Raw genomic sequence first — 25,473 nt, forward strand, 5'->3', positions numbered from 1 at the left:
ATCTGTTCAATTTTGGTTTGCAATTTGTCTACTCGAAAAATACGCAATGAGGCATATTTTATCCTTTTTCCCTTAAGAAAAGCTTAAGGTTAATATAAATATCCCATCTCCGCAGGAAGCTATTTGAAAAGGGTGATTGGATTTTAAGCCTCAATGAAATCGGGCTGATTCAACTCTGCACAGGACAATTTTTATGAGACAGGCCCCTGTTGCGCATTAAAGCTAAACAATTCGGATATACATACTCTAAATTGAGATATTTTATTACAAGGATTGATAAGTAAATCACGAATGAAATCGAGGCCATAACGAAAGAAAGAATTTTGAGGACGATTACTCTCACGATGGCGGTTAATTTTAATGGATTTTTTACGCGCTTTCCATTCGCCTATTTTATGTGCCCAACACATTCCAAGTGCTAATAAGGCCATTAATTTTTCGACTCGCTCTAAGGTTGTCATATGTGTTTCTTCAAAGCGAAATCCTCGTCCTTTTAAAGCATGGAAAAGACATTCTATTTCCCATCGTCTAAGATAGATGGAGATTGCATTTTTGGGAAGTCGATTAGTTGCAACAATCATTAATTCACCTTTTTCTGAGCGTGAACCTGCAATGAAAACCCGTTGTCCAAATAGTTCCACTGCCATATCAAATACTCTATGTTCTTTAGGGTTTAATTCTCTGAAAATTTTCTTGACAGTGAATAATTTTTTCTTCTTTATATGGACCATTGAGCCTTCTTTAATCCTAATATAAAAAGGAATATTATTTTTATTCAACCAGTTAAATAGACCGCCACTTCCATATTCACGATCACCTAATAGGCCTATGATTTGGGAGGAACCAAAGCATTTTAAAAAGCGATTTATCAACGCTTTTTGTTCTTTTATATTCGAGCTTCCTGCTTTAGGAAGGCAACTCCAAAACAAAGGAATAGAAATCCCTTCATACGCAACCCCTAACATAAAAATATTAATTTTTTGTTTGCCCCAATACCAATTGGTTCTATCTATTGTTAAATAAATTTTTTGTGTGTTCGAGAAAAACAATTTAAAGATTAATCGTGCAAAAATCGTATAATCAATTTTAAATTGTGCGAAAAACCGTTGAAGTCGTTTATAGCGAGAACTCAATTCTGCTTTAGAAGAAAACGCTACGGCTATTTCGCTTAAATTGACTGTCCGAACTACAAATAAAGCGAGTAACATTTTTACAAAACAATCTAACCTTGCCTTGTTCCAAGGAAGATTTTCACCTAATATGCTCTTCAACTCGCTGATTTTATTCATATAATCCTCTTTTTTGGCGAAAAGAATTATATGAAATTATTTTAAAATCAGTGAGTTATTTCTTATGTATTCATCTTCTTCATAAAAATTGTCCTGTGCAGAGCTGATTCAATCAAAAGAGAATAAAATTAATACTTTCTTAATCTTCATTTTTTATAATTGGAGGTTTGCAAAGTAATTATTAAGAGAGAATAGATTTGAAAAGAAATAAAGCCCCCAAAGAAAGAACTAGTAAAAAACAGAATCTATTTAGGCGATTTCCCATCCCGGAAGACAGGGAACAGTATCGTCGGGGTGTAGATGCCGGAAGAAGAGCAGCTAGATTGGGCTACCAAAAAAGAGAATATTTTAATAAAAAGCCTCCGGCCTACCAAGAAGGCTATAATGAGACATATGACCGGGTTAAAGCGACACTGAGTCAAGCTGAAATTGAAGCGAACAGGAAGCAAGAAAATGCAGCTTACAGATCCTACACAGAAAAAAAGCGCAAAATAAAACGAATAAAAGTAGGGGAGGAGTTACCTGTACAAGCGTCTGGTGTTTTAGCACAACAAGAAGTTAGAGATAAACCTATTAAATTTTATCAATCAACACAAGAAAATATTCCTTGGGGGAGCTTATTCAGTCAAATGCCTAAGCCGCAAGGCTCAATCTACTCGACTCAAGGGAATCATATTGGATTTTTTGAGAGTGAAAATTCTTTAAAGCAAAATAATTTAGAATTGATCTCAGAGAATAACTCTGAAGAGAGAGAAGAATTATTAGAAATACTTCAGGGTGAAAATTACCTAAAACAAACCGATTCAGACGCCGTAGCAGGTAATAATTTAGAAGAGGAAGAAGAGTTAATAGAAATATTGAAAGAATTCGACCTGCCCAATGGACAAGCTGAGAAAGGGCAAAATCTGACCTCTTTTGAAAATTCAGCCATGAATTCGCATAGGGGATTTTATGAGCCTGTTCACTCCAGTTTACTTGAGCACAGCCTTTTTTCTCCATCAACTGCTGAAAATTCAAGCGATAACAAAAAAGAAATGGATAATGGCAGTGAATTTTCTTTGTATTAAACTTCGAAGGTGCTTAGACCGCGTAATCCTTAATTTTGGTTTTATTGATTAAAAAAAAACGTATACACTAGCCAGACTAACTCTTTTAAAAAAGTCATTCAAAAAGCCAAGTTATAATTTGTTAAGATAAGATCCTGGGCTCAAACTTAAGGTCAGACTGAATAAGCGTGAGCCAGCTCATTATTTCTTCTCTTCGGGAATGTCGGTCATGTACTGGAATGCATGATGCTCGATTTCATCTTCTGCCAATTTTTTGGGTCCATAGGCGATTAGCTTAAGTAAATAATAGAGATAAAATCCAAAAACAACGCCATAAGCAATAATAAGCAACGTGAAAGAAATCCCCACCTCTTCAAAGCCTATTGGTGATACTGCTTCTTTAGTCTTTAAAAGATAATAGACAACCCAAGGTTGTCGGCCAATTTCAGCAGTTAACCATCCTGAAATACTTGCAACGAATCCTAATGGAGCCATTGCAAGACACCAACGATGAAACCAGTGATGTTTAAAAAGTGTGCCTTTCAAATATAACAACGTCCCTACGATAGCGGTAAACAGCATCAGAATTCCTATGCCAACCATAATACGAAATGAAAAAAATACAGGAAGCATGCGTGGTTGCTCAACTGCCGGTACCGAACTTAAACCTACGAGTTCGCCATTCCACTGATGAGTATTAATGAGGCTTGCTAGTTTTGGCACTGCAATTTCATAAAAGTTTTTTTGCTTTTCTTGCGATGGAATGGCAAATAACACAAGGGGAGCGCCTTTTTGCGTGTGCCAAAGCCCTTCGATGGCTGCTGTTTTTAAAGGTTGGTAATGATGCACATTAATCCCTACTACATCCCCAACACCTATTTGCAAAGGAACTAAAATCAGCGCCGCCCATACACTGAACGATAAGGTCTTTTTGGCAATAACATAACACTTTTCTCTTAGTAAATAATATCCAGAAACTGCCATAATGACAAAACTGGTGGTCACATAAGAAGCTAATAGCATGTGAATAAAACGCGGAATGAAACTTGGATTAAACACTACGGCCCACCAGTTATCGACGATGTATTTGCCATCAATCAACTGATAACCACTAGGAGTTTGCATCCACGAATTCGCTGCTATGATCCAAAATGCAGATACTGTCGTACCAAGGGCCACCAGAAGTGTAGCAATAAAATGGAGTTTTGGTGGAACTCTTTTCCAACCGAAGAGCATTACGCCTAAAAAACCAGCCTCAAGAAAAAAAGCAGTTAAAGTTTCGTAAGCAAATAAAGCGCCTAAGACATTTCCAAATTGAGTGATAAATGGTCCAAAATTAGTGCCGATTTGGTAAGCTAAAACGATTCCAGACACGACTCCCATTCCAAAAGTCAAAGCAAAAACTTTAGTCCAAAGCTTGCAGATTTGCAGATAAATTGGATTTTTTGTTTTCAACCAGGTTGCTTCCATAATGACAAGAAATACGGCAAGCCCTAAATTTAAAGTGGGAAATAAAATATGAAAACCAATACTAAAACCAAATTGGATGCGAGACAGGATTTCTACTAGCATAAAGGCCTCAAACACATCAACCAATCGATTAAGATTAGCATATTTTATATCAATGTGCTCTTTAAAAACTCAATATTTAAGTCATTTTTATACAACTAAGGGTGGGTGAGTCTAGTTTTGTTCTATGTTAATTTCATTTCAGATTGCTTTTTACAGTTCTCCAGCATCTAATGCAGCGAGCACTTGAGTTGCCTTAACGAAAATTGCTTTTTTCTTTTCCTGATCCATTTTATCCCAATTCAAGTAAGCATAATGAAGACGCGGATTGTTTTTAAGCCTGTGCTGGTGTTGACCAATAAAATTCCAATACAGGGAATTAAAGGGACAGGCATTTTCACCTATCAGATCACTTGGATTATAACGACATGACTTACAAAAATTGCTCATTTTTTGAATGTATTTTCCACTGGCAGTGTATGGCTTACTCGCCATCAACCCGCCATCGGCATACAGGGCCATCCCCAGTGTATTTGGCAACTCCACCCATTCGTAGGCATCAGCATACACAGCTAAATACCACTCACAAACTTCTTTGGGATCAAGGCCTGCCAAAAGCGCAAAATTCCCGGTAATCATTAAACGTTGAATATGATGAGAATAAGCTTCGGTTTGCGTCTGTTGCACTACTTCTTTCACACAAAACATCTGCGTATCTTTCCCCCAAAAGAGCGAGGGTAAAGGCTTAGATGCGTTAAAATAATTTCTGTTTCCATATTCAGGCATGAAAAGCCAGTAGATGCCACGTACATACTCACGCCATCCTAAAATTTGACGAATAAAGCCTTCGACAGCATTCAAGGGCGCTCGTTTTTGTTTAAAAGCCTCTTCTGCCATGCGGCATAATTCCAAAGGCAGTAAAAGTCCTGCATTCAAGTAAAAAGATAATTTCGAATGATATAAATTGACTTCATTGGAGCGCATGGCGTCTTGGTAATCACCAAAATACACTAAACAATGCCCTATAAAGTAATTGGCTTCACAAAGAGCTTGATCACGAGTCACTGCAAAATTAAACGGCTGCAATTCGCCAAAGTGATTGGAAAACTCCTTTTCCACCAAGCTTAAAACCTCTGAGGTCACCTCATCTAGGGGATGTACTAAACGACTAGGAAAGGTTTCAATATGATTTGCATTTTTTCGATTTTGCTTATCATAGTTCCAAGACCCTCCTACTGGCTTATTTTGGTTCTCCATGAGAATAGAATGCTTCTGACGCATCATTCGGTAAAAATACTCCATGCGCAATTGCTTTCTATCTTTTGCCCAATATTTAAACTCGTCAAGGGAGGATAAAAACCGAGTGTCTTCATGAATAAAAAGAGGTATCAATAGTTCTTGTTTTAATGTGACCATTTTTTGTAGAACACGCCACTCACCAGGGTAAGTGACATGTACCTCTGAAATTTTTTCTTCATGTATGGCCCGACAGAGTTCCTTCTCAAAGCAATGGGCGTTATCAACATCATTGTATTTTGTATAGCGTACTCGATAGCCAAGTCCTTTTAATCGTTTTGCAAAATGACGCATCGCAGAAAATAGAAAAGCAATTTTTTTAGGATGATGTGCAACATAGGTGGCTTCTTCCCTCACTTCGCAAAGAAAAACGACATCCTCGTGTTTATCGATTGCTTTCAGCGAGGAAAGTGACTCACTGAGTTGGTCGCCCAAAAGAAAACACAATTTCGTCATGGCACGTCCAAAAAGAAAATAAATTATACTTTAAGCTTAGGGCGAACAGAGCTTAAGCCACCATCCACTGAAAGCACTTGTCCTGTTATCCAATTGTTCTCAGGATTAAGAAAAAATAAGATAGCCCGTGCTATATCCGATGGCTCACCAATTCGCCCCAAAGCATGGAGAGCAGTAGATGCTTTAGCAACCAATTGATTTTTAAGTAAGGAATCAGTCAAAGGCGTTTTAACCATTCCCGGTGCTACTACGTTGATACGTAAATTAGAAGAGGCATAAGTCGCCGCTGCCGCTTGTGCTAAACCAATAACCCCTGCTTTAGCAGCAGCAATCGCCTCGTGATTAGCCAATCCTGTTAAGGCTGCTGCGGAGGCAATAAGAACCACGGAACCTCCATGACTCATTCTCTTTCCTGCAGCACGAACAATCGCAAACGACGTGGTCAAAGAAGCATTGATCGTCTTTTGAAATTCTTCAAAACTTGTCATATGGGCACTTTTAAGAAATAGAGAACCTGCGCAATTAACGACTCCGTCAAGGGAGCCGGCCTGCTCAAAAACCTTATCGACAGCGCTAAAATCAGCTGCATCTAGGATATAATCCGGGGTTATTTTGTCTTTGCTTTGCGCTGTAGTCAGAACTTCATTTCCTTGGGCTTTTAGAAGTTCAACCACTGACTGACCAATTGCACTACTTGCCGCAATAATTAAATACCGAGCCATATTTGTGCACCTTAATAGAGTGAAAGTCTAATATGAATGAGAGTGTTCTTGACTTCAAGTGTTAATAAGCAAATAAGTAGTCTATGGTCTCAAATGAATGGTCAAATGATGGCTAATGATCTGTTATGAATTTATTGCAAAATTGCAACTATAATTATACCAATGTAGTTTCATAAGGATTAGAAAATCATGACAAACCCAAATCGAGAAAATTTAATCAATAAAGTTAAGAGTAGTTCTAAATCAATCGCTTTAATTTACTCGCGAATTGAACTTTATGAATACATAGTTGAAATCATAGCCAAAGACTCCGATGAATTTATTCATAAAGGAAAAGAACTATGTCATTTCCATACCGTTGACGAAGCTATTTCTAGAGCAGCTGAATACGGGGCAAATGAATTTTATCTCTGTGTTGATAATACCTACGATGAATGTGGTTCCTCGAGCTGGCCCCAACCTTTTGATTATATCCCTCTTTATTCAAAGGCTAAACAAACTAAAGATAGTAGTCATTAGTCGAATTCTTTTTTTTCAGCCTTTATTAGGGTAGGCCTTAACCGAAAATTAGTTGTTGATATTTATGGAGAACTATCATGAAACTTGCGGGCCTTTTTTTCTTAACGATAATTTTTGTCTTTGTATTGGATATGATTTGGTTAGGTCTTATTGCCAAAAATATTTATGCACATAACATTGGTACGTTGCTACGGAAATCAGGGGAGGGCATGGCTCCTATTTGGTGGGCTGCAGCAGTAGTTTATGTATGTATCACATTAGGTATTCTTTATTTTGTCCTTCCCAATGCAAATGGCAATTACATGCTGGCTTTAGGCGGAGGGGTAGTGCTCGGTCTTGTGACTTATGGGATTTATGATTTTACTAATTATTCACTTTTTGCAAGCTGGCCTTTGAGGATAACCCTAATTGATTTTATTTGGGGGATGGTCTTATGTGGACTGAGTAGTTTATTTGCAGTTTTTATTCAGAATCGATTTTTTTCTTAGGCAAGGGGAAAAACATCGAAGTTTCCTTTTGATATTGGATGTATTTTTTTCCTCTTGATTGCACTGATCCTTTCTCTGTCAGTGGGCCTGTCATGTGGTTAAAAATAATATAAAGCATCAACGGTGAAAGGAAACCTAAGCCCCCCATTTTGGATTGCACCGCCAATAATGCGAATCCCATCCAACATAGCCAATCAAAAAAATAATTCGGATGGCGTGAATAGCGCCATAAGCCTACGTTACATACCTCTTTTCGGTGTTGCTTCTTAAAGCGTTGTAGCTGCAAATCAGCCAATGTCTCTCCGGTGATTGCAGCTACAATAATGCAAAATGCTAGGCAATCTAGCAAGCTAATATGAGTTCTTCCTGATTTGCCAATCAGAAAAAATACACTTGAAATAATTAGGATTAAAAGTCCTTGAAGTTGAAAGTTAATAAAAAAACCAAGGGAGGGATTTATTTTCCAATTGGTACTGAGTTCGACATAACGCTTGTCAACATGTCCTTTTCTGATTCGTGTGTAACCGAGATAGAATGCAAGGCGTAAAGCCCACAGAATGAGAAGAAAACTAATAATCAGAGTACGAAAATTAAAGGGGGCTAAACTTAAATAAATCAAGCCTGAAACCATTAAGCCCAAGGACCAGGAAACATCAACAACGGAAGGGTTTTTTAGAATACGATATAATCCCCACATAATACTCATTTGTAAACAAAGATAAATTACTACTACGCTGATGGAGTACATTAGTTATTATCCTTTATCTTTTGATAACAATACACACAAAATGGCAATGTGATAGACCAAATTATCCCGATAAAAAGGGAGGTGATATTGCTGCCATGAGGAAAAAAAGCAGCACCCAGGCTTCCTCCAATGCGAAATGCAACGGCAAAGCCCGCACAGGACAAAAATCCAAGCAAAAGCAGGCGATCAAATAGGCTATTTAATGTCGCATATAAAACAACCGTAAAACTGACCCATATTGTTATCATCCAAGGAGAAGTAAAATAGGGTGAAAAAGGGTTTGCTGAATAAATAACGATTCCCTTATAAACAAGGGCACTATCGATTAGAGTACTGATAGAGACGATAATCGCTAATAAAAGCCCCAGCCCTCGTAGGGTTCTTCCTGTATGATATTGCCAGTATAATTGCAACAGAACACAGGCTATGACGATAAGAGAGCTTATCCATGCATGGCCGCGGGCAGCTAGTGTGATGCATGCAAACCAGGCTACATAGTAAGCAATCGCATGAGTTATATAATGTAAGGTATTCATCGTCTCTTTTGCCATAAGGCATGGATATTGCTGATATAATAGGTCTGAAAACCTGCAGCACAATAACAAAAATAGAATTCCCAGGTTCGGATAAAAGACTCAGTAAATCCTAGTGCAAGAACTTCCTGTTTGTTTACTATTAATTTTTTGTGCCAATCATTCAAAGTAAAAACATAATGTTGGCCTATGTCTTCAAATGACAACAATTTCAGTGTTGTTTGTTTCGCAATGGATTTATTTATGGAAAGCACAGAGGGCAAGCAGCCACCAGGGAAAATATATTTCTTGATAAAATCGACCTCATCTTTTGCCGCTTCATAGGCTTGATCATTAATTACAATCGCCTGTAAGAAAAATAAACCTTCAGGTTTAAGTAGTTGATGGCATTGGCGGAAAAAAGTATCCAAATACCTGTGTCCAACAGCCTCAATCATCTCGATAGAAACTACTTTGTCATATTGTCCGGAAAGCTTTCTGTAATCATCTTTTAATAAGTTAATCTGATGGTTTAAGCCTAATTGATTGATTTTTTCTTGAACATAGAGGTATTGTTTTTCTGAAATGGTCGTGGTGGTGACCCTACACCCATATTCTTGCGCTGCATAACATGCTAATGCACCCCAACCTGCGCCTATTTCCAAGAGATGATCACTGGATTTTAGTTGCAAGGCGCTACAAATAGCATGTAATTTTTTTTTTGAAGCCTCCTCTAAACTGATGTCCGAGGGCTTATAAAGAGCACATGAATACATCATTAAAGGGTCAAGGATTAATTTAAAGAAATCATTTCCTAAATCGTAATGGGCTAAAATATTTTTTTTAGCGCGACGAATCGAGTTAATTTTTAATTTATAACTTATTGTTCTTATTAAACTAAAAAAGCGAGCTATGGGACTTTCAATATTCTCGAAGATTGAGTCATTTTTAATAAAAATCGTGATTAAATTTTGGAGATTGTCAGTATCCCAATCTCCATCAATGTAGCTTTTTCCAGCACCAACTGAGCCTCCTAGCACGATTGCTCTATAAGTGCCGGGATTGTTTATAGTGATGGTAACTATTAAATCATTTTTTTCTTGTTCATGACCAAATACATAGCTGCTCCCATGATCATAAACTTTGATAGTTCCATGAGAAATGCTATTTAATAAATTGAAAAAAATTTTTTTGTAGAACTTTACACCCAGACTGGATAAATAATTATTTTGATCCATTCTATATCCCTTTGTTTTAGTTTGGATGAGCATGAAATGGAATCCCTTTAATCCATAATTTTAATGCTTGCCAATAAATCGCCGTTGCCATTTTATAAGTTATCAGAGGGTAGTGTCGGAAGATTGATTTCATTGATGACTGTTCTTGAGCTCTTAAAGTTAATGTTGCATCAAAATCTTTTTTTCCCTCACAATAATTTTCCATATGAACCAATATTTTTTGTGAATTTACTTTTAAATTCAGTTGATAAGTATAATTCATGGACATGAAGGGGGATACATGCAGTTCTTTTTGAAACTGATAAGTATAGATTTCATTTTTATGTTTAGCCGAATGCTTAAGAACATAATTATGCCGTTCCCCCCAGGGGGTATTGGTGACTTCCAAAATTAAATACTCTAAAGTTTGATTCGCTTCATCGAAGATAAAATAAAGACTGATCGGGTTAAAGCAATACCCTAGACAACTAAGTTGGGTTAATAAATAGATTTTGCCCTTTGGGTAAGTACTGTACCGATTCATAACCAATTGGCGGGCATATTCATCAAGAGGAACAGAGGACTCACAAAGATAATTTTTTTGTCTAAATGAAAACCAATTAAACTTCTCTAGGGAAACGTGCTTTATGTCTCTAAAAGTGGTATTTATGGCGGCCAGATCAAAGCAAAACATAAATAATCCATATGAAAACTGATGCCGTTTTGGAAAAAAGCGGCGGTGTCGTACATGACCGGTAAAAATGAGATGGTTCATCATCTAGGTTCTCAACAGCTTACAGGTATTTATCGCACTATTGACGCCATCTTCATGAAATCCATAACCCCAATAACTCCCAGCATAGTAAGTATTATTCATCCCATTAATTAAATTAATTTGCTTTTGAGCTTTTAAAGCAGATACATTCAAACAGGGATGCGCATATTTAAATGATTGGATGATTTGATTTTCAGCAATTTCATTTACAAGATTAACCGATACAAAAAAATCCTGGTTAGAATGAATTGACTGCAATCGATTCATATAGTAAGTAATTGTCGGTGCTGTACTTTGAATATCAAGGTAATTCCAACTTGCCCAAGCTTTTTTATTTTTTGGCATTATATTTCTATCCCTATGAAGTATCACCTCATTCTCAGTATATTTTATTGCCGACAAAATCTGGATTTCTTGAGGAGTAGGTTTTTCGAGCATAGTTAATGCTTGATCGCTGTGAGTTGCGCATACGACAGCATCAAAAACCTGCTCTTGAGAATTAACTACTATCTTAATTTTATTATGTTCTCGTTTTATTCTTTCTACTTTGGAATTTAAGTAGATTTGATCTTTGAGCTTTTTAAGCATCGGGTTGACATAAATTTTCGAACCTTGCTTAATCACTTTCCACGTAGGTCGGTTGAACAAATCAAGAAGTCCATGATTATTATAAAATTGTAATATAAAGGAAGCCGAGCAGTTTAGAGTATCCTCTTTATTTTTAGACCAAATTGCAGCCATCATTGGAACAAGATAACAGTCTCTAAATTGTTCCGAGTACTTGTTTACTCTGATGAAGTCGGTCATGGTTATTTCAAGACCGTTATTTCGGGCTAAAAATTTTTTTGCATGATAATTAAATAAAAGAATGTCTTTGATTAAGTGATAAAAGTCTAATTTAATCAGGTTTCGGCGATCTGAAAAAAGTGTATTTAAATTATGTCCATTGTATTCGAGTCCCCGCTTATCAGAACGATAACTAAAACTCATTTCACTGGATTGGATTGGTACATTTAACTTTTCGAGCAATTTGCAAAAGTTGGGGTATGTTCTTTTGTTAAAAACGATAAAGCCTGTATCGATCGAGTAGACTGACTCTGCCGTTTCCACAGAGATAGTATGTGTATGGCCGCCAAGATAATTGTTTGCTTCAAATAATGAAACATCATGGTCTTCGCTTAAAATATAAGAACTCATTAAACCAGATATCCCCGAGCCAATCACAGCGATCCTTTTTTTCAAAAATAATTCCTTTTTAACCGTTTTGTTGTTAATTTATTTTAATAGAGACATCTTGTAAAGGCCATGTTTTCCGAGAGATTTACAGGTAAATAAGCGTTCCAGATTTACTTGTAGAGTAGAGCACTATTTAGTTGCTCAATGGACAGATATAAGAAATATTGTATCCGTTTTCAAAATGGATTATGTCCTCTCAATACAAATATACTCAATAAATTATAAGTTGTATTCAGAGATAAAAAATAGTGCATTCATGATAGAAAAAAATTAGTTTGAATAAAAGGGAAAAAATGTATCCAATTACTATGCTTACAGCTTCTTTGTTATCATTCCTCTATATAATTATTTCTATGAAAATTATAAAGCTTCGGCATCAATACAGAGTCTCAATGGGTTCAGGGGGAAATGAGCACTTAGAAAGGATAATAAGAGCGCAAGCAAATTTTGCTGAGTATGTTCCACTATCTCTAATATTGATGCTTTGCGCGGAAGCAAATCAAGTGAATTTGATAATTCTGAGTATTCTGGCTTGTATTCTTATATTAGGAAGACTTTTTCATGCTTATGCATTTATTTTTAATAAGAAGCATTTCAAATTTAGAGTGCGTGGAATGATCTTAACTTTTACAGCAATTATTCTTCTTGCTACTTTAGACATCCTTTTTTTGGTATTTAAATTTATGCTTCCAAATCATTAAGATATTTACTTAGCAATCAACCCAAAAGCTTCTGCAATTAGTAGGTTTGCTTCCTTTAATTCATTAAAGCAATAACCACATTGAGATAGGAGGCAAACATCAACCAAAGTAGATAAGGAATTAATAACCAAACGATTGTTTGGTGTGTTTTTTTAGCCTCGATGATTAAGATTACATTTAAGCAGGTTAAGCTAATAAGCCAGACTGAACTTAGCATTAACCAGTGCAGCCCAAAAAACAGGGGTGTCCAAATCCAATTCATCAGCATCTGTAATGCGAAAAGCACAGTAACTTTTTTAGAAGACGCTTTACTATGGTCTGATAAAATCCAAGCAATGACTGCAAGAAGTGCATACAATAAGGTCCAAACAATTGAAAAAATAAATCCAGGCGGAGTGAGGGACGATTTATTAAGATGCTGGTACCAAGGATAAATATTCGCCTGAGTTATTAAACTCAGTAAAAAGCCTATGCTTTCAAAAAGCACAACCCAGAATATTAATTTCATTAGTTTATTGGGGGGCAAAATCATTTCTCCAAATTTGGGTTAATCCTTCTCTGTAAGAGGGGTATTTTAAAACAACCCCTAACTCTTTTTTGATTTTTAAATTAGAAACTCGACGGTTATTGGTATAAAACTCTTGTTCCATGGGAGATAAACGGGCTTCTAAAAAAGGAATCAAAGGGAGAGGCTCTCGATGAAGGAGGTTGGTTGCGTAGCGGTCAACCACATGCGCAGGCGCAGGTTCATCGTCAGAAACATTATAAATTGATAAAGGTTTAGGTAATTGAATTGAAGCAAGAAGAGTAGTAACAATGTCATCCAGGTGGACTCGACAAAATACCTGATTTTCTTTAAAAACAGTTTGATTTTTACCTTGCATCAAGCGTTCAATTACGTTTCTCCGCGGTCCATAAATACCTGATAGTCTAAAGACATGCAGTGGCAATTGATGTTGTTGGGCAAATGAAAACCAAGCATGCTCTGCTTTTAAGCGAGCAATTCCGGTTGGTGTATGGGGAATGCATTCGCTATCCTCTGTGACCCAATTGCCTTCATGGTTTCCATAAACCCCTGTTGATGAAAGATAGCCAAGCCATCTAAGGTTAGGAGCTTGCTGTTTAATTAATTCACTGTATTTAATTAATACGATATCACTCAGGGTAGGGGTTGGAGGAATAGAAATTAACAGATGTGTCGCTAAGGCTAGGTGGTTCTCAATGCTGGGGCAGTCAAAATCAATCAGTTTGATGTCTGAATTATTTCGTTCTTGCTGATTGGGAGTGCGAGAAGTTCCCACCACCTTAAAGCCTTGCTGAATCAGTTTGGGTGCGAGAGCTTGAGCGGTGTAACCAAAGCCAAAAATGAAAAAATAAGGACTCATGGGCTATTCCTTGTCTTTAATTGACTGTAAAACTGCAGGGCTTGCGAGCGTGCTTGGCTGTGATTAATAATGGGCTCAGGATAGTTGATGCTGTTGTAAATTGATGCTGCATTCTTGGATTCCCAAGGTGCATGAATTTCCTCGTTATTTAAGGAAGCAAGTTCAGGAATCCAGCGGCGTATATAGACTCCTTCGGGATCAAATTTTTGGCTTTGCAGTACGGGATTAAAAATGCGAAAGTAGGGTGCCGCATCGGCGCCACTACCTGCTACCCATTGCCAACTGGCACTATTGTTCGCTAAATCAGCATCAACTAAAGTATCTAAAAACCAATCAGCGCCCAATCGCCAATCAATAAATAAGCCTTTAGTGAGAAAAGATGCTGCAATCATTCGCACGCGATTATGCATGTAACCGGTTGCCCATAGCTCTCTCATACCGGCATCCACTAGAGGATATCCGGTCATCCCTTTTTGCCATTTTGTTAGTAGTGATTCATCGTTATTCCAAGGAAAATGATCAAATTCGGCTTTAAAATTCTTGCAAGGTAGATTTGGGAAATGATAGAGAAGATAGTATGAAAATTCACGCCATCCGAGTTCTGATAAAAAGTGTTCGGCTCCTGCCCAATCACAATGTGGATCGAGTTTGGCGTATTCAACGGCTCTCAAAATAGCCCAAGGACTGATTTCACCAAAGTGTAAATGAGGTGATAGGTGAGAAGTTGCTTGTTTTGCGGGAAAGTCGCGATTATTTTTATAACAGTGAAGATGATGAGTGATAAAATCATTCAATCGTTGTTGGGCGCCGGCCTCACCAGGCGTCCAAAAGGCAGGAAATTGAGAGGCCCAATTGAGAGGTGAAAGGAGGTTCCATTCATCTAGTTCATCACTGCTTGCATCAATCGAAGTAGCATGATGGGGGGGATCCTTGACTGGTTGTGAAACAAGAGCCTGCCGGCAAGTTTTCCAATAAGGGGTAAATACTTTAAAAAAATCGCCAGTTTTATTGCTTATAGTCCAAGGTTCATTTAATAAATTTGCATTAAAACTTAAGGCATCAATACCGCTTTTTTGCAGTGTTGTTTTGATTTTTTTATCCCGGTCAATACTGCTTGGTTCGTAGCAGCGATTCCAATAAACGGCGTCTATCGAAAAACTATTAACTAAGTTTAAAATATGGTCGAGAGGATTTCCCTTGCGAAAAATTAATTTTAATCCTAGCTTATTGGCGAGCGAGTCCTTTAAAGCCACAAGGCTGTGATGAAGCCACCAAGCTTGTGCCTCGCCGAGGACACTATTTTTTCCATCTAATATGAAGACTGGAGTCACTTTTTTGTGTTTTGAGCATGCCTCAAAAAGAGCTGGGTTGTCAGCTAATCTTAAATCCAGTCTGAACCAAACTATTGCGTTACTCATTTTATCCTTATTAAAATTTTTGTCGTTCTGAGGTCATTTATTTATGTTTTAATTTATCCATAATAAAAAACTCTAGCGAGTCAATTGCTTTATTTTCTTCCCCTCTTTTCAGCAAAGATACATGAATATCTTTTAAAGAAGGTAAAAAACAATCGTTTAGTTTATCAAGGTAATCAGGAATCATACTGCGTTGAATGGCTGTAATGCCTAGTCCCGCGCGAACTGCTGCCATTTTGCCTGCATAACTGGGGCTACTGAATGCCAGGCGCCATTTTAAATGGTGTTTATTAAGTGACTCAATTACATTCCCTCGATAAACGCAAGGGATTGGTGAAAGAACTAGAGGAATGACTACGTTTTCGTTGAGAACGGGTAAAAGCTCTTTTTTTCCCACCCACTCAACAGGTTCATTCCATACATTGACTCCTTGAGTTAACTGGTTTTTTTGATTGGTTTTTACCAATATCAATTCAAATTCGTTCTGATGGAACCGTTCAATCAAATTGAGTGTTAAATCGCACTCCACATTGAGAATGACCCTGGGGTGAAGCCTTGAAAATTCGACTAATACATCCGAAAGCATCATTGATGCAAAGTCTTCTGGTAGGCCGAAGCAAATTTCGCCCTGCAGTTCCGGCATTTTAAAGCGGTCAAGCGATTCACGATGGAGTTCATAAATGCGTTTGGCATAACCTAAAAAAATCTCGCCATCTTGGGTTAATGACAGCTCTTTTCCTCGTGTAATTAGCTGTTTTTCCACTAAATTTTCAAGTTTAGCAATTTGCTGGCTAATTGCCGATTGAGTACGGCCAACACGAGACGCGGCCTTTGTGAAACTTTGGGTTTCCGCGACAGCCAAAAAGCATTGTAGGGTTACCGTATCTAACTGCATTAGATCTCCAAATAGGAAAAAGATATTTTTTTTAACTTAAATAAGTTTATCTAATAGATTTTAATTGTAGCAAAACATTTTCTAATAGGGAATAACGTGGATACAACAAATTCATTTTGGACAAAATTCTTTGTAATTCAAACGACCAATTACCGGAATTTATAACGGTAATCCCCCCATTTTTAACTTCGGTTAAAAATGGGGGGATTACCTATTACGCTAAATTTATCTATTAAAGTCTATAATGATTTTAAGTGACAGTTTAAGGAATAAATAATGTATGGTGAAGAGGATGTAATAAAAGAAGACTTTAGAAACATTTTGTTTAGGAACGGGTATTCTGATAATGAATTTAAAATAACGATAAAGAATGGCTCAAGTTACGACCCAAACCAAATTGTCGGTGCCCAAGTATGGATAACCATAGAAAAGAATTCTATAAAAAAACAATATGAGTTATACCGTAGTGACTGGCCTAATGATTTTGAAACCGATTTAAAAAATGGCTATTTTAATTATTAGGATAGATTATCTGTAGTAGTTCAAACTTGATCTGACAGTTGCCGGTTTTTCAGAAGTGTCTGTCAGGTCAAATTTAGTCTATAAATTTTTCCTTCCAGATTTGTTTGCCATCAATCAATGTTTGCATAGGAGTTCGTCCACAGCACATTTTGCCTTGATAAGTGCGTTCATTATTATAAGAATAAATCCATTCGTCCAGATCTTTTTGTAATTCGTCAATCCCATCATAGATCTTCTTTCGGAACGTTACTTGATAAAATTCCTGTAAAATCGTTTTGTGGAATCGTTCACAAATACCATTTGTCTGCGGTGAATTTGCCTTAGTCTTCGGTCTTTAAAACTGGCTAATTGATGACGCAACCAAACACTTCGAACACCACTGGGAGAAACGAAAATACCTTTTTTACGCAATTCATTGATGGTTCTTAATTGGCCATGAGCAGGATATTCTACCGCATAATCCTTAACCACCAATTCAATCGCTTCTTCAACACGATTCTTATGATTTGGTTTTCTTCTTGTTCTATCGAATAGAGCTTCAACACCGCCGGCCTCTACAGCTGATTTATAGCGATAAAAAGTATCGCGTGACAAGCCCATTACCTTACAGGCTTTTGAGACGTTACCCAATTCCTCTGCCAAGTTAATCAGGCCAACTTTGTGTTTAATGATTTTAACGTTATTATCTAACATGAGAGTTTTCCTTTTGTTTTGATTTAAAGTTCGCACTTCTATCAAAACCGGAAACTCTCACTTTTTCATGTGGTGTGTCAGATTAAGTCGAAACTAATTCAACTTAAGCTCTCTCGATTTTTTTGCGAGGTTAGATGAGTACTCACGTTATTTTCGCAATAGACGGCCTAAGATAAAACCAATTCCCGCAGCAACCGCTAAAGCTGATAGAGGGCTTTCATGAACCTTTTGCACAACTTTATCGGAATGCTCTTTTATATTTCCATGTAAATGATCAAATTGATTTCTGCCTTCATCATAAATTTGACCACCTAATTTTTTAGCCTCTTGATAGACATGATCAGCTTGCTCAGTAATTTCGTCTCGATGAGAACGATGTCGATTTGGTTTGGATTTATTATGTTCAATGTTCATATTAGTTTCCTTAAATAAGATCTAAGAATCAGTTCGCTTTTCTCTTAGTCGTTTTTGATTTCTTGCTCATGGCTGATTTAGCTTCCCGCATGTTCCGCTCAGCATTTTCTCGAAATTCTGCTGCAGCAGAGAACCAATTTTTTTCTAAAATTTCTGTAGCCTCTTCTAAATAATCAAGCGCTTTATGACCATTTTCGATAAAAACATTAACTTGCTTTTCAAAAAAATCTTGTGGCTGTCGTAACCGTGCCCATTCATGAGGCTTAATATAGGTCAAACTTTGCACAGCCTTAATATTTAACTGAATCAATTCCTGCATAGGCATTTGGAATCGTTGATAACTATCTTTCATTTTATTTTGCATGGCACTCTCCTTATGCTGCAACGCACAATATAAGTTTAGTTGTCTTATCTTACCTTGTCCAATTTATTCGATGAGTAAAAAAAGAAAAGAAAAAAGCGCTTTCACTTGACTCCACTAGGGGTAATATTCCTATAATTTTTCTAGAAAAAACAACTATTCAGCTGAGGTAGGGCATGACTGATCGATACAGCTTTGCAGAAATTAATGAGCTAACTGCCGAACGCATTACAGAACTTGGTGGAAAACCAATTAATCTTTATCGAATTTTAGCTAATCAACCTGAAATGTTAAATGCTTGGTTAGAATTTGCCTATAGCATACGACTCTCAGCTAAGACAGCACGCCCGCTTAGAGAATTAATGATTTTGAGAACTGCACAGTTACAGAATTCGGCTTACGAATGGTATCAACACCGAAAGATGGCAAGTACCGCAGGAGTCGACGAACATCAAATTGCTGAATTAGCTATGTGGCGTTCATCTAAGGCATTTAACGCAAAAGAAAAAGCTGCCTTAGACCTAACGGAAGCGATAGTAGAAGGCCAGGTCAGTGACGATATCCATGCAGAGGCAGCAAAGCATTTTAGCCAAGCTGAAATGATTGAATTAGTGATGACCGCTAGTTTTTACTCGATGGTACCGCGAGTATTAGCTGCTTTAGCAGTAAAAATAGAGGGGAGCTAAACTAATTAAACGGACTCCCGCTTTAGCGGGAATCCAGGAATATACTGGTCTCTCAATGAGATTATTCTAATCCAATTAATTTCTTCGGGCAAAGATAGGCATTACCTAAATTAGTTACATTAGTTTGCTGAGAACCGCCACTCATGAAACCGCCGTGACGATCAAATGAACCACTCATTGATCCGGTGACTCCTGCTCGATTAGTTACAAGTTGAATATAATTTGCACCCAATTTCACTGCTTTATTCTTAAGATCATTCATCGCACCTTCTTCTAGGTTACGATTAGAAGTAAATCCTCCGGTAAAGAAATTACCCTGGTTACCGACCACTTGACCTAAATATTTGCATCCTTTAGGTACAGGATTAGGCGAAGCAATGATACGAGCTGCTTGCGGATCAGGTGGAATTGATGCACAACTAGTGAGAATAAGAGTAATCGCAGAGATAGAAAGTAATTTCTTCATTTTTACAACCTTATTGTTAGATATTTTTTGCACACTAGAATCAAACTAGCACCAAGATATTACTCTATTTTAAGGGCAATAAACAGAAGAGATTGTTGAATTAAGCCCTTTTAAAACCGTTGGGCTTGGGCTGCCTAACCTTTGATAGGAGCGACCTTACTCGTTTTTGTTGTAACCTTAGCGTACAATAATTCTTTAACATTGAGAAAGTTAACTAATTTATTGTTATAACTAACTCACCTATAATAATTACTGTTTAATTTTCGGGTTTTTGGCATCGTAGTTTCTGCTTTGTTCTTCAAGAATATCTATATCATTATTGCAAATATACTGTTTCAGGGAGTTAAATTTTTCTTTATCCCAGGAATAAATACCTAAGTTGAGAATTCTTTGAATCACGTTGTCTTCAAACCGTTTTTTAACTGGTATTGCCGGACTGCCCGCCACAATACTGTAAGGTTCAACATCTTTTGTAACGATGCTATTAGAAGCAATAATTGCTCCTTCCCCAATTGTAATGCCAGGCATAATTATTGAGCGCATACCGAGCCAAACCCCGTCATTAATGATGGTATCACCCTTCCCTTGATAAGCATTGACATAATTATCATCAAAAGGATATAAACAAAACCAATCGACTCGATGATTATGATTCCCTCCTAACATAATAATCGCTTCGGCTGCGATACAAACATAATCACCTATGTATAGCTGGTCAATTTCCCATTGTGGTTGCCAGGTTTTTAAACTGAATTCATCCCCATAGAGATATCTCACCACCGTCTCTTCAAAATTTCCTGACCAGGCATTGCTATAGTAACTATGTGTTCCTTTTATATGGATATTGGGATTCTTTACATGTTCATGAAGGTACTCTACTCGAGACCAATGTTTTTCTATTGGGTTTATCATTATTACCGTTCTCAAATGTTATTGAAAATACAGGCCATTTTACCTTGAAAATTAAGGTCTCTAGTCCTTCTCAAAATCATAAATATTTATGCCTGAGATAAGGATCAGAGTGAAGGGCCTGGCCCACCAAATTCAACCGCGTTAATTTGCGAACCTGTTCACACAAAAAAGGTAGAACAGGCTTTCGCAAGAATGATATTAGGCTGCTTTAACGGGAACTGGACATAAACTGACTGCTACTCCGCCTGGGATATTTGCTGGGTTGTAGACTGAAACATCATCATTTATATCCGCTTTATTGCCGGTAAATAAATTTGCAGCAAGACAAGCATTGGCCAGCTCGGTAGCCACAGGTATTCCTACTACCCCCCCTACTAATATCGCCCCTCCTCGATTAGGATCTGCTGGCGATGCTCCTAATGCAGTATTTGCCGTAAAAGCATTAGAAGAAATCTTTGCGTTTCCAGAAAACTCAACAGCAATTGCACCTCCTCCAGGCGCCATAGAGCTTACTGAGGAAGCATTATTGGTAAAGCCATTCGCTACTAGATTAAAGAAAAATACAGGCGAAGTAATACCTGCTGGTACACCTACAATGGCATTATTTGAAAAAATGTTATTTATTATTTGTGATTGTGGGCTTAAGGGAACCCCAAATATAGAATTCCCAAAATTAGAATCAAAAATTGCCCCACCTTCCAATTGCGCCTTATTAGCAAAAAAAGTACATTGCATGACTGTTGTTGGTATTGAGTCCAAATATATTGCTCCGCCAACACCTCCAAAGTTGCTGGTAAACTCAGAATTACTAATCAGAGCCTGCGTGCCTGAATTGGGAAGTATTCCGAAAACATTAATACCGCCGCCACCAAATGCTGCGCCCAAATTATTGGTAAACTTTGAGCTTGTAACAGTTAAAAAATGAGGCGTGCCATCATTAAAAGGCGTGTGGAAAAAAATGGCTCCTCCCCCAAAACCTGTAGCAGTAGTCTTATTTTGTGTAAAACTGGAGTTAGAAACTGATAAATTACTATTGATAATACCGATAGCTCCGCCGCTAGCATCTGGAACAGGGCCTATCAATGCATTATTAGTGAAACTACTGGAGGTAATACTGAGGTTTGCAGCATCTTTAGCCCGAATAGCTCCACCATTACGAAAGGCAGCATTATTGTCAAATTGACTTGCATTAATGGTATATGAAGCACCAATCATCGCTGTCAATGCGCCACCACTAGCCCCTGGAAATAAGGATATATTATTTAAAAATCTGGAATTACTTACAGTAATTAAAGTCCCAGGCTCTGTTGCTGCTACAGCTCCTCCCCCCGATACTAATACAAGCAGCTCTCCTAACAAGAGCTCTGTCACCGTTGCTCTAGAACCATTAGAAGCATTTAGTTCAAAGACTACTCTATTGAGATTAACGGTTGAGCCATACCGTGCCAAAAGGCCGCCACCGGCATCATGAGCATAGTTTAAACTCAGGAGTACATTGTTGACTCCTAAAACTCCGCTATCTGGACCATTTGCATACCCACCTCTGACGATCAGGCTATCCAGCTTAACATTTTTAACGCCAGTGCCCGGCAAAAGATCATCACCAGCTATAAGCACATGCCAAACACGATCATTATCGCTGGCAGGCGTATAGGGAGTGAGGCAATTTGAAGTCATATCACCGCATAAAATAGTCGGATTCAGCAAGCCATTTCTTTCTTCGCGCCTGGTTTCATTCCCCAGAAACCCTCCAAAAATGGCTGTATTACTTGGTAAGTTAAATGTTCTGAGTTTAGGTGTGGCGATTCCATAAGAACCCCCAACAACTCCTTGGGGAGCATATATTTTTGAAGGTTTATATACTCCTGTTGCTACCCAGATTTCAACAGCAATCGTTGAAAATTGAGCCGCTTCTAGCGCGGACTGCAAATTATTAAACGCAGTAGCCCAGCTAGTTCCGTTACCATTTACAAGGTTACTGCCATTAACGTAGAGTCTTGTCGCTTCCCCCCTAGTGATATTCAAAATATCTGCTGCATTAGGTTGATAACATTGTAAAGGGTTGCCTTGACTGCATACCACAGGGCCTCCCGTTACAGTATCCGCTATATCGCTGCCATCGACTTGCAAGACTAAGGTACAGGATTGTTGATAACCCAAGCTAAAAGAGCTACCACAGACCCCAAAGCCTGAGCTAATCTGGGTAATACCAGGGATCGCTTGCATCACTAAAGTATGTGATTTTTTTGATTGATTAGTTACGAGGTACTTAATGGTGGCCGTTCCTGTGGGACTTAAGTTAATTTTGGGCGGGAACTGAGGAACTGGCGTAAAGGTCCATAAAGGGACACCCGCCTCTGATACAGTGAAAAAACTCAAACAAATTAAACTCAGACCTAATCGAGGCAATAAACGCAATAATTTCATAATGTATCCCTACGCGATATTTCAGGCCGCAAACCATAAACGGTTTTTAGAGGTAAAAACGGTAAAGGATCTAATCATAGAATGTTATATATATCAATACTGGGATGTGTTAACTATTTAGTCCTATTGCCTGAATGCTGCTGCCACCTGTTGTTGGAATTTTAGTCTCCCTGTTTAATTAACGGGGCTTGTTCAAGTATTTGGGCGATCTTTTCGTACCGAAATCTTTTGAGCCCGCGAAATAGTCCTGGGGCGTAGAAAGGTACTTATTCTAGCTCATCCAACCTTAGAAATTGACGAATAGTCCAAAACTCTTTCCATGGATCCGATTTCAATTTTACTAGACGTTGGGGTAAGGTACGAATGGTATAAAAGGTATCTGCAAAATTATCACTCAGCTCATCCCAACGAAGAGGAGTAGCTACTGGAGCGTGCAATCTGGCGCGAGTTGAAAAAGGGGCAATAGCTGTGGCGTCCTGCTGATTCCGCAAATAATCAACAAAAATTTTTCCTTTTCGCTTGGCCTTTGCCATTTTGCTAATGTATCTTTCTGGACTTCTTGTTTCCAAATATTCAGCAAAAATACGAGTAAATTTTTTCACTTCATCCCAATGATATTCAGGCTTTATTGGTATTACGATATGAAGCCCTTTTCCTCCCGTGGTTTTTACGAACGATCTGAGCTGATACTGGCTTAATTGCTCTCTGATATCAAAAGCTGCCTCAACAACCATTTTCCACTCAACCCCAGGCCCGGGATCTAAATCAAAAATAAGCATATCAGGGTACTCAAGTTGCTCGATTTTAGAACCCCAAGGATGAATTTCTAATACACCCATTTGCACTAAATTAAGCAAACCCGCTTTATTATCCAAATAAATATACTGCTCCACTTTACCTTTTTTATTTGCAACAGGAATGGTATGCAATTTTTTAGCGGATTTATCCATGTGTTTTTGATAAAAACACTCTTCATAACCAGAAGGACATCGCACTAATGTCAAGGGACGATGACTAATATATGGCAAGATATAATCACTGATTTGATCATAGTAATGATAAAGATCTTGCTTGCTAATTTTATCCTCTTTATACAAGATCTTGTCCGGATGAGTCAGCTTCAACGTGTCGGATGAGGATGTGTCAGGTTTAATTGTTTTTATTGAATTTTCTTTCTCTGCCTTTACTTCTTTTGGTTTTTTATCCATTCGTAATCCTTTAAAACTTGGATGTCTTAATTTCCCATCTTGAGTCCACTGTGAAAATTCAACTTCAACAATCAATTTAGGTTCTACCCAGGTTGCAACTTTTGCTTCTGGAGGTACAGTATTAAAAGGATTTTTTTTACTAATTAGCGGTTTTAATTTTTCATAAACCGCTTTTAAAGACGCTGTGGTAAATCCAGTTCCAACATTGCCAGTAAATATCAGTTCGCCTTTCTCATTAAATACGCCCAAGTAAAGTGAACCAAAATATTCTCGTGAACGCTTAGGTTTTGAAAATCCGCCCACTACAAATTCTTGTCGCTTCGTACATTTAATTTTCAGCCAGGATTTACTACGCTTTCCCGTATAACGACTATCAACGCGTTTTGATACAATACCTTCCAAATTAAAATCGCAAGAGCGTTCCAACATTTCATCACCCTGTCCCACAATATGATTGCTATATTTAATAGAGGAAGGCGCTGCTTCCAACAAAGAAGCCAAAATCGATTTGCGTTCAAAGAGTGTTAACGAGCGTAGATCATATTTATCAAGGTATAAGAGATCGAAAATATAATAATAAAAATGAACTTTTTTTTCTGATTTGAGAGCATTTTGCAATAATTGGAAATTTGAGCGGCTTTTTTTATCCAAAACGACAATTTCGCCATCAAAAATAGCGTTTGTTAATGGTAGTTTTTGGATATCGGGAATCAAACTTTTAAATTCATTAGTCCAATCTTTTTCATTGCGAGAAATGAACTGTATTTGCTTTCCCATCTTCATAGCAATCATCCGATAACCATCGAATTTTACCTCATGCAACCACTCATCTCCTAGCGGTGCTTTATCGACTAAAGTAGCTAATTGGACAGCTATTTTTTTAGGAAATGGGCTAGGCGAACCTAGCTTTGCTTTTAATTTGGAATTGATAAGCTTAGTTTGATAACCTTTTTTAGTCCAAACCTCATCATATTGAAGACTAATTTCTTCCATGGATTGATGATGAAGCACACTGAGTGATTCTTCTTTAGTAATATCATAATCTTCTTCTGATTTAGCAAATTGATCCTTGTATTTAATCAAAAACCATTCTTTCTCTTTAAAGCGAATTAAATCCCAACGACCCTGTAATTTTTTAGCATCTAATTCAAAACGAAGATGTCCTTTTTGATAAGCTTTAACGGGATCGTTATCGAGCGAACGCCACTGACCTTGATCCCATAACATCACCGTACCACCGCCATATTCTCCTTTGGGAATAATACCTTCAAAGGTTCCATATTCAACAGGATGATCTTCAACATGAATCGCCAAGCGCTTTACTTTAGGATCAAGACAGGGGCCTTTCGGAACGGCCCAACTTTTAAGAACACCTTCTAATTCCAAACGAAAATCATAATGGAGATGACTTGCTGCATGTTTTTGGATCACAAAAAGGGAGGATTTACTGTGATCAACCTTTCCCTTCGGTTCAGTTGTTTTTTTAAAATCCCTTTTTTTATGATAGCTATCCAGACTCATAAAGTATCCCTAGCACTACGGCATTCTTGCATAGCGAGGTTCGTTATTTATCGT

General features: G+C 37.6%; 25 protein-coding genes and 1 pseudogene. 6 read left to right on the forward strand and 20 right to left on the reverse strand.

Features of this window, described 5'->3' with window-relative positions; all coding sequences use genetic code 11:
* Positions 1-191 precede the first annotated feature (191 nt).
* Complete coding sequence (locus Lnau_RS12895; protein ID WP_058505557.1) at positions 192-1,289, reverse strand: IS4 family transposase; 1,098 nt, start codon at positions 1,287-1,289, stop codon at positions 192-194.
* A gap of 197 nt (positions 1,290-1,486) precedes the next feature.
* Here Lnau_RS12895 and Lnau_RS12900 point away from each other — a divergent pair, with 197 nt between their 5' ends.
* The gene (locus tag Lnau_RS12900; protein WP_058505558.1) at positions 1,487-2,356 is read left to right on the forward strand and encodes a hypothetical protein; all 870 of its coding nucleotides are present in this window, start codon (positions 1,487-1,489) and stop codon (positions 2,354-2,356) included.
* 180 nt (positions 2,357-2,536) lie between these two features.
* Here the strand turns inward: Lnau_RS12900 and Lnau_RS12905 are convergent, their stop codons facing one another.
* The 3 genes from Lnau_RS12905 to Lnau_RS12915 form a co-directional block, all read right to left on the reverse strand.
* Complete coding sequence (locus Lnau_RS12905; RefSeq protein ID WP_058505559.1) at positions 2,537-3,907, reverse strand: cytochrome ubiquinol oxidase subunit I; 1,371 nt, start codon at positions 3,905-3,907, stop codon at positions 2,537-2,539.
* A 150-nt stretch (positions 3,908-4,057) separates the two neighbouring features.
* On the reverse strand, positions 4,058-5,596 hold the full coding sequence (locus Lnau_RS12910) for a cryptochrome/photolyase family protein (RefSeq protein WP_058505560.1): 1,539 nt from the start codon (positions 5,594-5,596) through the stop codon (positions 4,058-4,060).
* A 23-nt stretch (positions 5,597-5,619) separates the two neighbouring features.
* Positions 5,620-6,318, reverse strand: a complete 699-nt coding sequence (locus Lnau_RS12915; RefSeq protein WP_058505561.1) for an SDR family NAD(P)-dependent oxidoreductase — start codon at positions 6,316-6,318, stop codon at positions 5,620-5,622.
* 189 nt (positions 6,319-6,507) lie between these two features.
* On the opposite strand from Lnau_RS12915, the gene Lnau_RS12920 reads away from it, so the two are divergent.
* Positions 6,508-6,837 carry a hypothetical protein gene (locus tag Lnau_RS12920; protein ID WP_058505562.1) on the forward strand — a complete coding sequence of 110 codons (330 nt, stop codon included), beginning with the start codon at positions 6,508-6,510 and terminating at the stop codon, positions 6,835-6,837.
* Between the two features lie 77 nt (positions 6,838-6,914).
* Complete coding sequence (locus tag Lnau_RS12925; RefSeq protein WP_058505563.1) at positions 6,915-7,325, forward strand: DUF2177 family protein; 411 nt, start codon at positions 6,915-6,917, stop codon at positions 7,323-7,325.
* Here the strand turns inward: Lnau_RS12925 and Lnau_RS12930 are convergent.
* From Lnau_RS12930 to Lnau_RS12950, 5 genes are read right to left on the reverse strand one after another with little or no spacing between them, the layout of a single operon-like run.
* On the reverse strand, positions 7,300-8,073 hold the full coding sequence (locus Lnau_RS12930) for a DUF1295 domain-containing protein (protein WP_058505564.1): 774 nt from the start codon (positions 8,071-8,073) through the stop codon (positions 7,300-7,302). The two genes, Lnau_RS12925 and Lnau_RS12930, sit on opposite strands and share 26 nt — an antisense overlap.
* Entirely contained in the window at positions 8,073-8,609 is a 537-nt protein-coding gene (locus tag Lnau_RS12935) for a DUF2878 family protein (protein ID WP_058505565.1), read from the reverse strand. Before Lnau_RS12935 ends, Lnau_RS12930 begins: the two co-directional genes overlap by 1 nt.
* Complete coding sequence (locus Lnau_RS12940) at positions 8,606-9,823, reverse strand: SAM-dependent methyltransferase (RefSeq protein ID WP_058506009.1); 1,218 nt, start codon at positions 9,821-9,823, stop codon at positions 8,606-8,608. The genes Lnau_RS12935 and Lnau_RS12940 overlap by 4 nt, the downstream gene beginning before the upstream one ends.
* A gap of 16 nt (positions 9,824-9,839) precedes the next feature.
* Positions 9,840-10,580, reverse strand: a complete 741-nt coding sequence (locus Lnau_RS12945) for a DUF1365 domain-containing protein (protein ID WP_058505566.1) — start codon at positions 10,578-10,580, stop codon at positions 9,840-9,842.
* Positions 10,581-11,819: an NAD(P)/FAD-dependent oxidoreductase gene (locus Lnau_RS12950; protein ID WP_058505567.1), complete on the reverse strand. Its 1,239-nt coding sequence runs from the start codon at positions 11,817-11,819 to the stop codon at positions 10,581-10,583.
* A gap of 287 nt (positions 11,820-12,106) precedes the next feature.
* Here Lnau_RS12950 and Lnau_RS12955 point away from each other — a divergent pair, with 287 nt between their 5' ends.
* Positions 12,107-12,514 carry an MAPEG family protein gene (locus Lnau_RS12955; protein WP_058505568.1) on the forward strand — a complete coding sequence of 136 codons (408 nt, stop codon included), beginning with the start codon at positions 12,107-12,109 and terminating at the stop codon, positions 12,512-12,514.
* Between the two features lie 55 nt (positions 12,515-12,569).
* On the opposite strand, the gene Lnau_RS12960 is transcribed toward Lnau_RS12955, so the two are convergent.
* From Lnau_RS12960 to Lnau_RS12975, 4 genes are read right to left on the reverse strand one after another with little or no spacing between them, the layout of a single operon-like run.
* Positions 12,570-13,040: a TspO/MBR family protein gene (locus Lnau_RS12960; RefSeq protein ID WP_238585979.1), complete on the reverse strand. Its 471-nt coding sequence runs from the start codon at positions 13,038-13,040 to the stop codon at positions 12,570-12,572.
* Positions 13,027-13,899 (reverse strand): SDR family oxidoreductase, encoded by an 873-nt coding sequence (locus tag Lnau_RS12965; RefSeq protein ID WP_058505570.1) that lies wholly within the window; start codon positions 13,897-13,899, stop codon positions 13,027-13,029. Before Lnau_RS12965 ends, Lnau_RS12960 begins: the two co-directional genes overlap by 14 nt.
* The gene (locus Lnau_RS12970; RefSeq protein WP_058505571.1) at positions 13,896-15,317 is read right to left on the reverse strand and encodes a cryptochrome/photolyase family protein; all 1,422 of its coding nucleotides are present in this window, start codon (positions 15,315-15,317) and stop codon (positions 13,896-13,898) included. Before Lnau_RS12970 ends, Lnau_RS12965 begins: the two co-directional genes overlap by 4 nt.
* A gap of 37 nt (positions 15,318-15,354) precedes the next feature.
* Positions 15,355-16,209, reverse strand: a complete 855-nt coding sequence (locus tag Lnau_RS12975; protein ID WP_058505572.1) for a LysR family transcriptional regulator — start codon at positions 16,207-16,209, stop codon at positions 15,355-15,357.
* Between the two features lie 276 nt (positions 16,210-16,485).
* On the opposite strand from Lnau_RS12975, the gene Lnau_RS12980 reads away from it, so the two are divergent.
* Positions 16,486-16,731: a hypothetical protein gene (locus Lnau_RS12980; protein WP_058505573.1), complete on the forward strand. Its 246-nt coding sequence runs from the start codon at positions 16,486-16,488 to the stop codon at positions 16,729-16,731.
* Between the two features lie 6 nt (positions 16,732-16,737).
* On the opposite strand, the pseudogene Lnau_RS12985 reads toward Lnau_RS12980, so the two are convergent.
* From Lnau_RS12985 to Lnau_RS12995, 3 genes and pseudogenes are all read right to left on the reverse strand, one after another.
* Positions 16,738-17,424: pseudogene (locus Lnau_RS12985) on the reverse strand (helix-turn-helix domain-containing protein).
* A gap of 147 nt (positions 17,425-17,571) precedes the next feature.
* On the reverse strand, positions 17,572-17,838 hold the full coding sequence (locus Lnau_RS12990) for a glycine zipper domain-containing protein (protein WP_058505574.1): 267 nt from the start codon (positions 17,836-17,838) through the stop codon (positions 17,572-17,574).
* Positions 17,839-17,866: 28 nt separating this feature from the next.
* Positions 17,867-18,202, reverse strand: coding sequence for a hypothetical protein (locus Lnau_RS12995; protein WP_058505575.1), 336 nt, complete (start codon positions 18,200-18,202; stop codon positions 17,867-17,869).
* 173 nt (positions 18,203-18,375) lie between these two features.
* On the opposite strand from Lnau_RS12995, the gene Lnau_RS13000 reads away from it, so the two are divergent.
* A complete protein-coding gene (locus Lnau_RS13000; protein ID WP_058505576.1) occupies positions 18,376-18,885 on the forward strand; it encodes a carboxymuconolactone decarboxylase family protein in 510 nt (169 codons plus the stop codon).
* A 61-nt stretch (positions 18,886-18,946) separates the two neighbouring features.
* Here Lnau_RS13000 and Lnau_RS13005 read toward each other — a convergent pair whose 3' ends face one another.
* From Lnau_RS13005 to ligD, 4 genes are all read right to left on the reverse strand, one after another.
* Complete coding sequence (locus Lnau_RS13005) at positions 18,947-19,351, reverse strand: DUF4156 domain-containing protein (RefSeq protein ID WP_058505577.1); 405 nt, start codon at positions 19,349-19,351, stop codon at positions 18,947-18,949.
* Between the two features lie 249 nt (positions 19,352-19,600).
* Positions 19,601-20,263, reverse strand: a complete 663-nt coding sequence (locus Lnau_RS13010; RefSeq protein WP_058505578.1) for a CatB-related O-acetyltransferase — start codon at positions 20,261-20,263, stop codon at positions 19,601-19,603.
* 198 nt (positions 20,264-20,461) lie between these two features.
* A complete protein-coding gene (locus Lnau_RS13015) occupies positions 20,462-22,690 on the reverse strand; it encodes a hypothetical protein (protein WP_058505579.1) in 2,229 nt (742 codons plus the stop codon).
* A gap of 266 nt (positions 22,691-22,956) precedes the next feature.
* Positions 22,957-25,419, reverse strand: a complete 2,463-nt coding sequence (gene ligD / locus Lnau_RS13020; protein WP_058505580.1) for a DNA ligase D — start codon at positions 25,417-25,419, stop codon at positions 22,957-22,959.
* Positions 25,420-25,473 lie beyond the last annotated feature (54 nt).

It is taken from the genome of Legionella nautarum, assembly GCF_001467895.1.
In the GTDB taxonomy this organism is placed as follows: domain Bacteria; phylum Pseudomonadota; class Gammaproteobacteria; order Legionellales; family Legionellaceae; genus Tatlockia; species Tatlockia nautarum.

Coding starts and splice junctions, on each gene's coding strand:
- Lnau_RS12995 (WP_058505575.1), bottom strand. CDS start 18,202: ATGCAAAATAAAATGAAAGATAGTTATCAACGATTCCAAATGCCTATG.
- Lnau_RS12930 (WP_058505564.1), bottom strand. CDS start 8,073: ATGTACTCCATCAGCGTAGTAGTAATTTATCTTTGTTTACAAATGAGT.
- Lnau_RS13005 (WP_058505577.1), bottom strand. CDS start 19,351: ATGAAGAAATTACTTTCTATCTCTGCGATTACTCTTATTCTCACTAGT.
- Lnau_RS12895 (WP_058505557.1), bottom strand. CDS start 1,289: ATGAATAAAATCAGCGAGTTGAAGAGCATATTAGGTGAAAATCTTCCT.
- Lnau_RS12940 (WP_058506009.1), bottom strand. CDS start 9,823: ATGGATCAAAATAATTATTTATCCAGTCTGGGTGTAAAGTTCTACAAA.
- Lnau_RS13015 (WP_058505579.1), bottom strand. CDS start 22,690: ATGAAATTATTGCGTTTATTGCCTCGATTAGGTCTGAGTTTAATTTGT.
- Lnau_RS12980 (WP_058505573.1), top strand. CDS start 16,486: ATGTATGGTGAAGAGGATGTAATAAAAGAAGACTTTAGAAACATTTTG.
- Lnau_RS12925 (WP_058505563.1), top strand. CDS start 6,915: ATGAAACTTGCGGGCCTTTTTTTCTTAACGATAATTTTTGTCTTTGTA.
- Lnau_RS12990 (WP_058505574.1), bottom strand. CDS start 17,838: ATGAACATTGAACATAATAAATCCAAACCAAATCGACATCGTTCTCAT.
- ligD (WP_058505580.1), bottom strand. CDS start 25,419: ATGAGTCTGGATAGCTATCATAAAAAAAGGGATTTTAAAAAAACAACT.
- Lnau_RS13010 (WP_058505578.1), bottom strand. CDS start 20,263: ATGATAAACCCAATAGAAAAACATTGGTCTCGAGTAGAGTACCTTCAT.
- Lnau_RS12955 (WP_058505568.1), top strand. CDS start 12,107: ATGTATCCAATTACTATGCTTACAGCTTCTTTGTTATCATTCCTCTAT.
- Lnau_RS12970 (WP_058505571.1), bottom strand. CDS start 15,317: ATGAGTAACGCAATAGTTTGGTTCAGACTGGATTTAAGATTAGCTGAC.
- Lnau_RS12935 (WP_058505565.1), bottom strand. CDS start 8,609: ATGAATACCTTACATTATATAACTCATGCGATTGCTTACTATGTAGCC.
- Lnau_RS12975 (WP_058505572.1), bottom strand. CDS start 16,209: ATGCAGTTAGATACGGTAACCCTACAATGCTTTTTGGCTGTCGCGGAA.
- Lnau_RS12915 (WP_058505561.1), bottom strand. CDS start 6,318: ATGGCTCGGTATTTAATTATTGCGGCAAGTAGTGCAATTGGTCAGTCA.
- Lnau_RS12920 (WP_058505562.1), top strand. CDS start 6,508: ATGACAAACCCAAATCGAGAAAATTTAATCAATAAAGTTAAGAGTAGT.
- Lnau_RS12910 (WP_058505560.1), bottom strand. CDS start 5,596: ATGACGAAATTGTGTTTTCTTTTGGGCGACCAACTCAGTGAGTCACTT.
- Lnau_RS12905 (WP_058505559.1), bottom strand. CDS start 3,907: ATGCTAGTAGAAATCCTGTCTCGCATCCAATTTGGTTTTAGTATTGGT.
- Lnau_RS12965 (WP_058505570.1), bottom strand. CDS start 13,899: ATGAGTCCTTATTTTTTCATTTTTGGCTTTGGTTACACCGCTCAAGCT.
- Lnau_RS12945 (WP_058505566.1), bottom strand. CDS start 10,580: ATGATGAACCATCTCATTTTTACCGGTCATGTACGACACCGCCGCTTT.
- Lnau_RS13000 (WP_058505576.1), top strand. CDS start 18,376: ATGACTGATCGATACAGCTTTGCAGAAATTAATGAGCTAACTGCCGAA.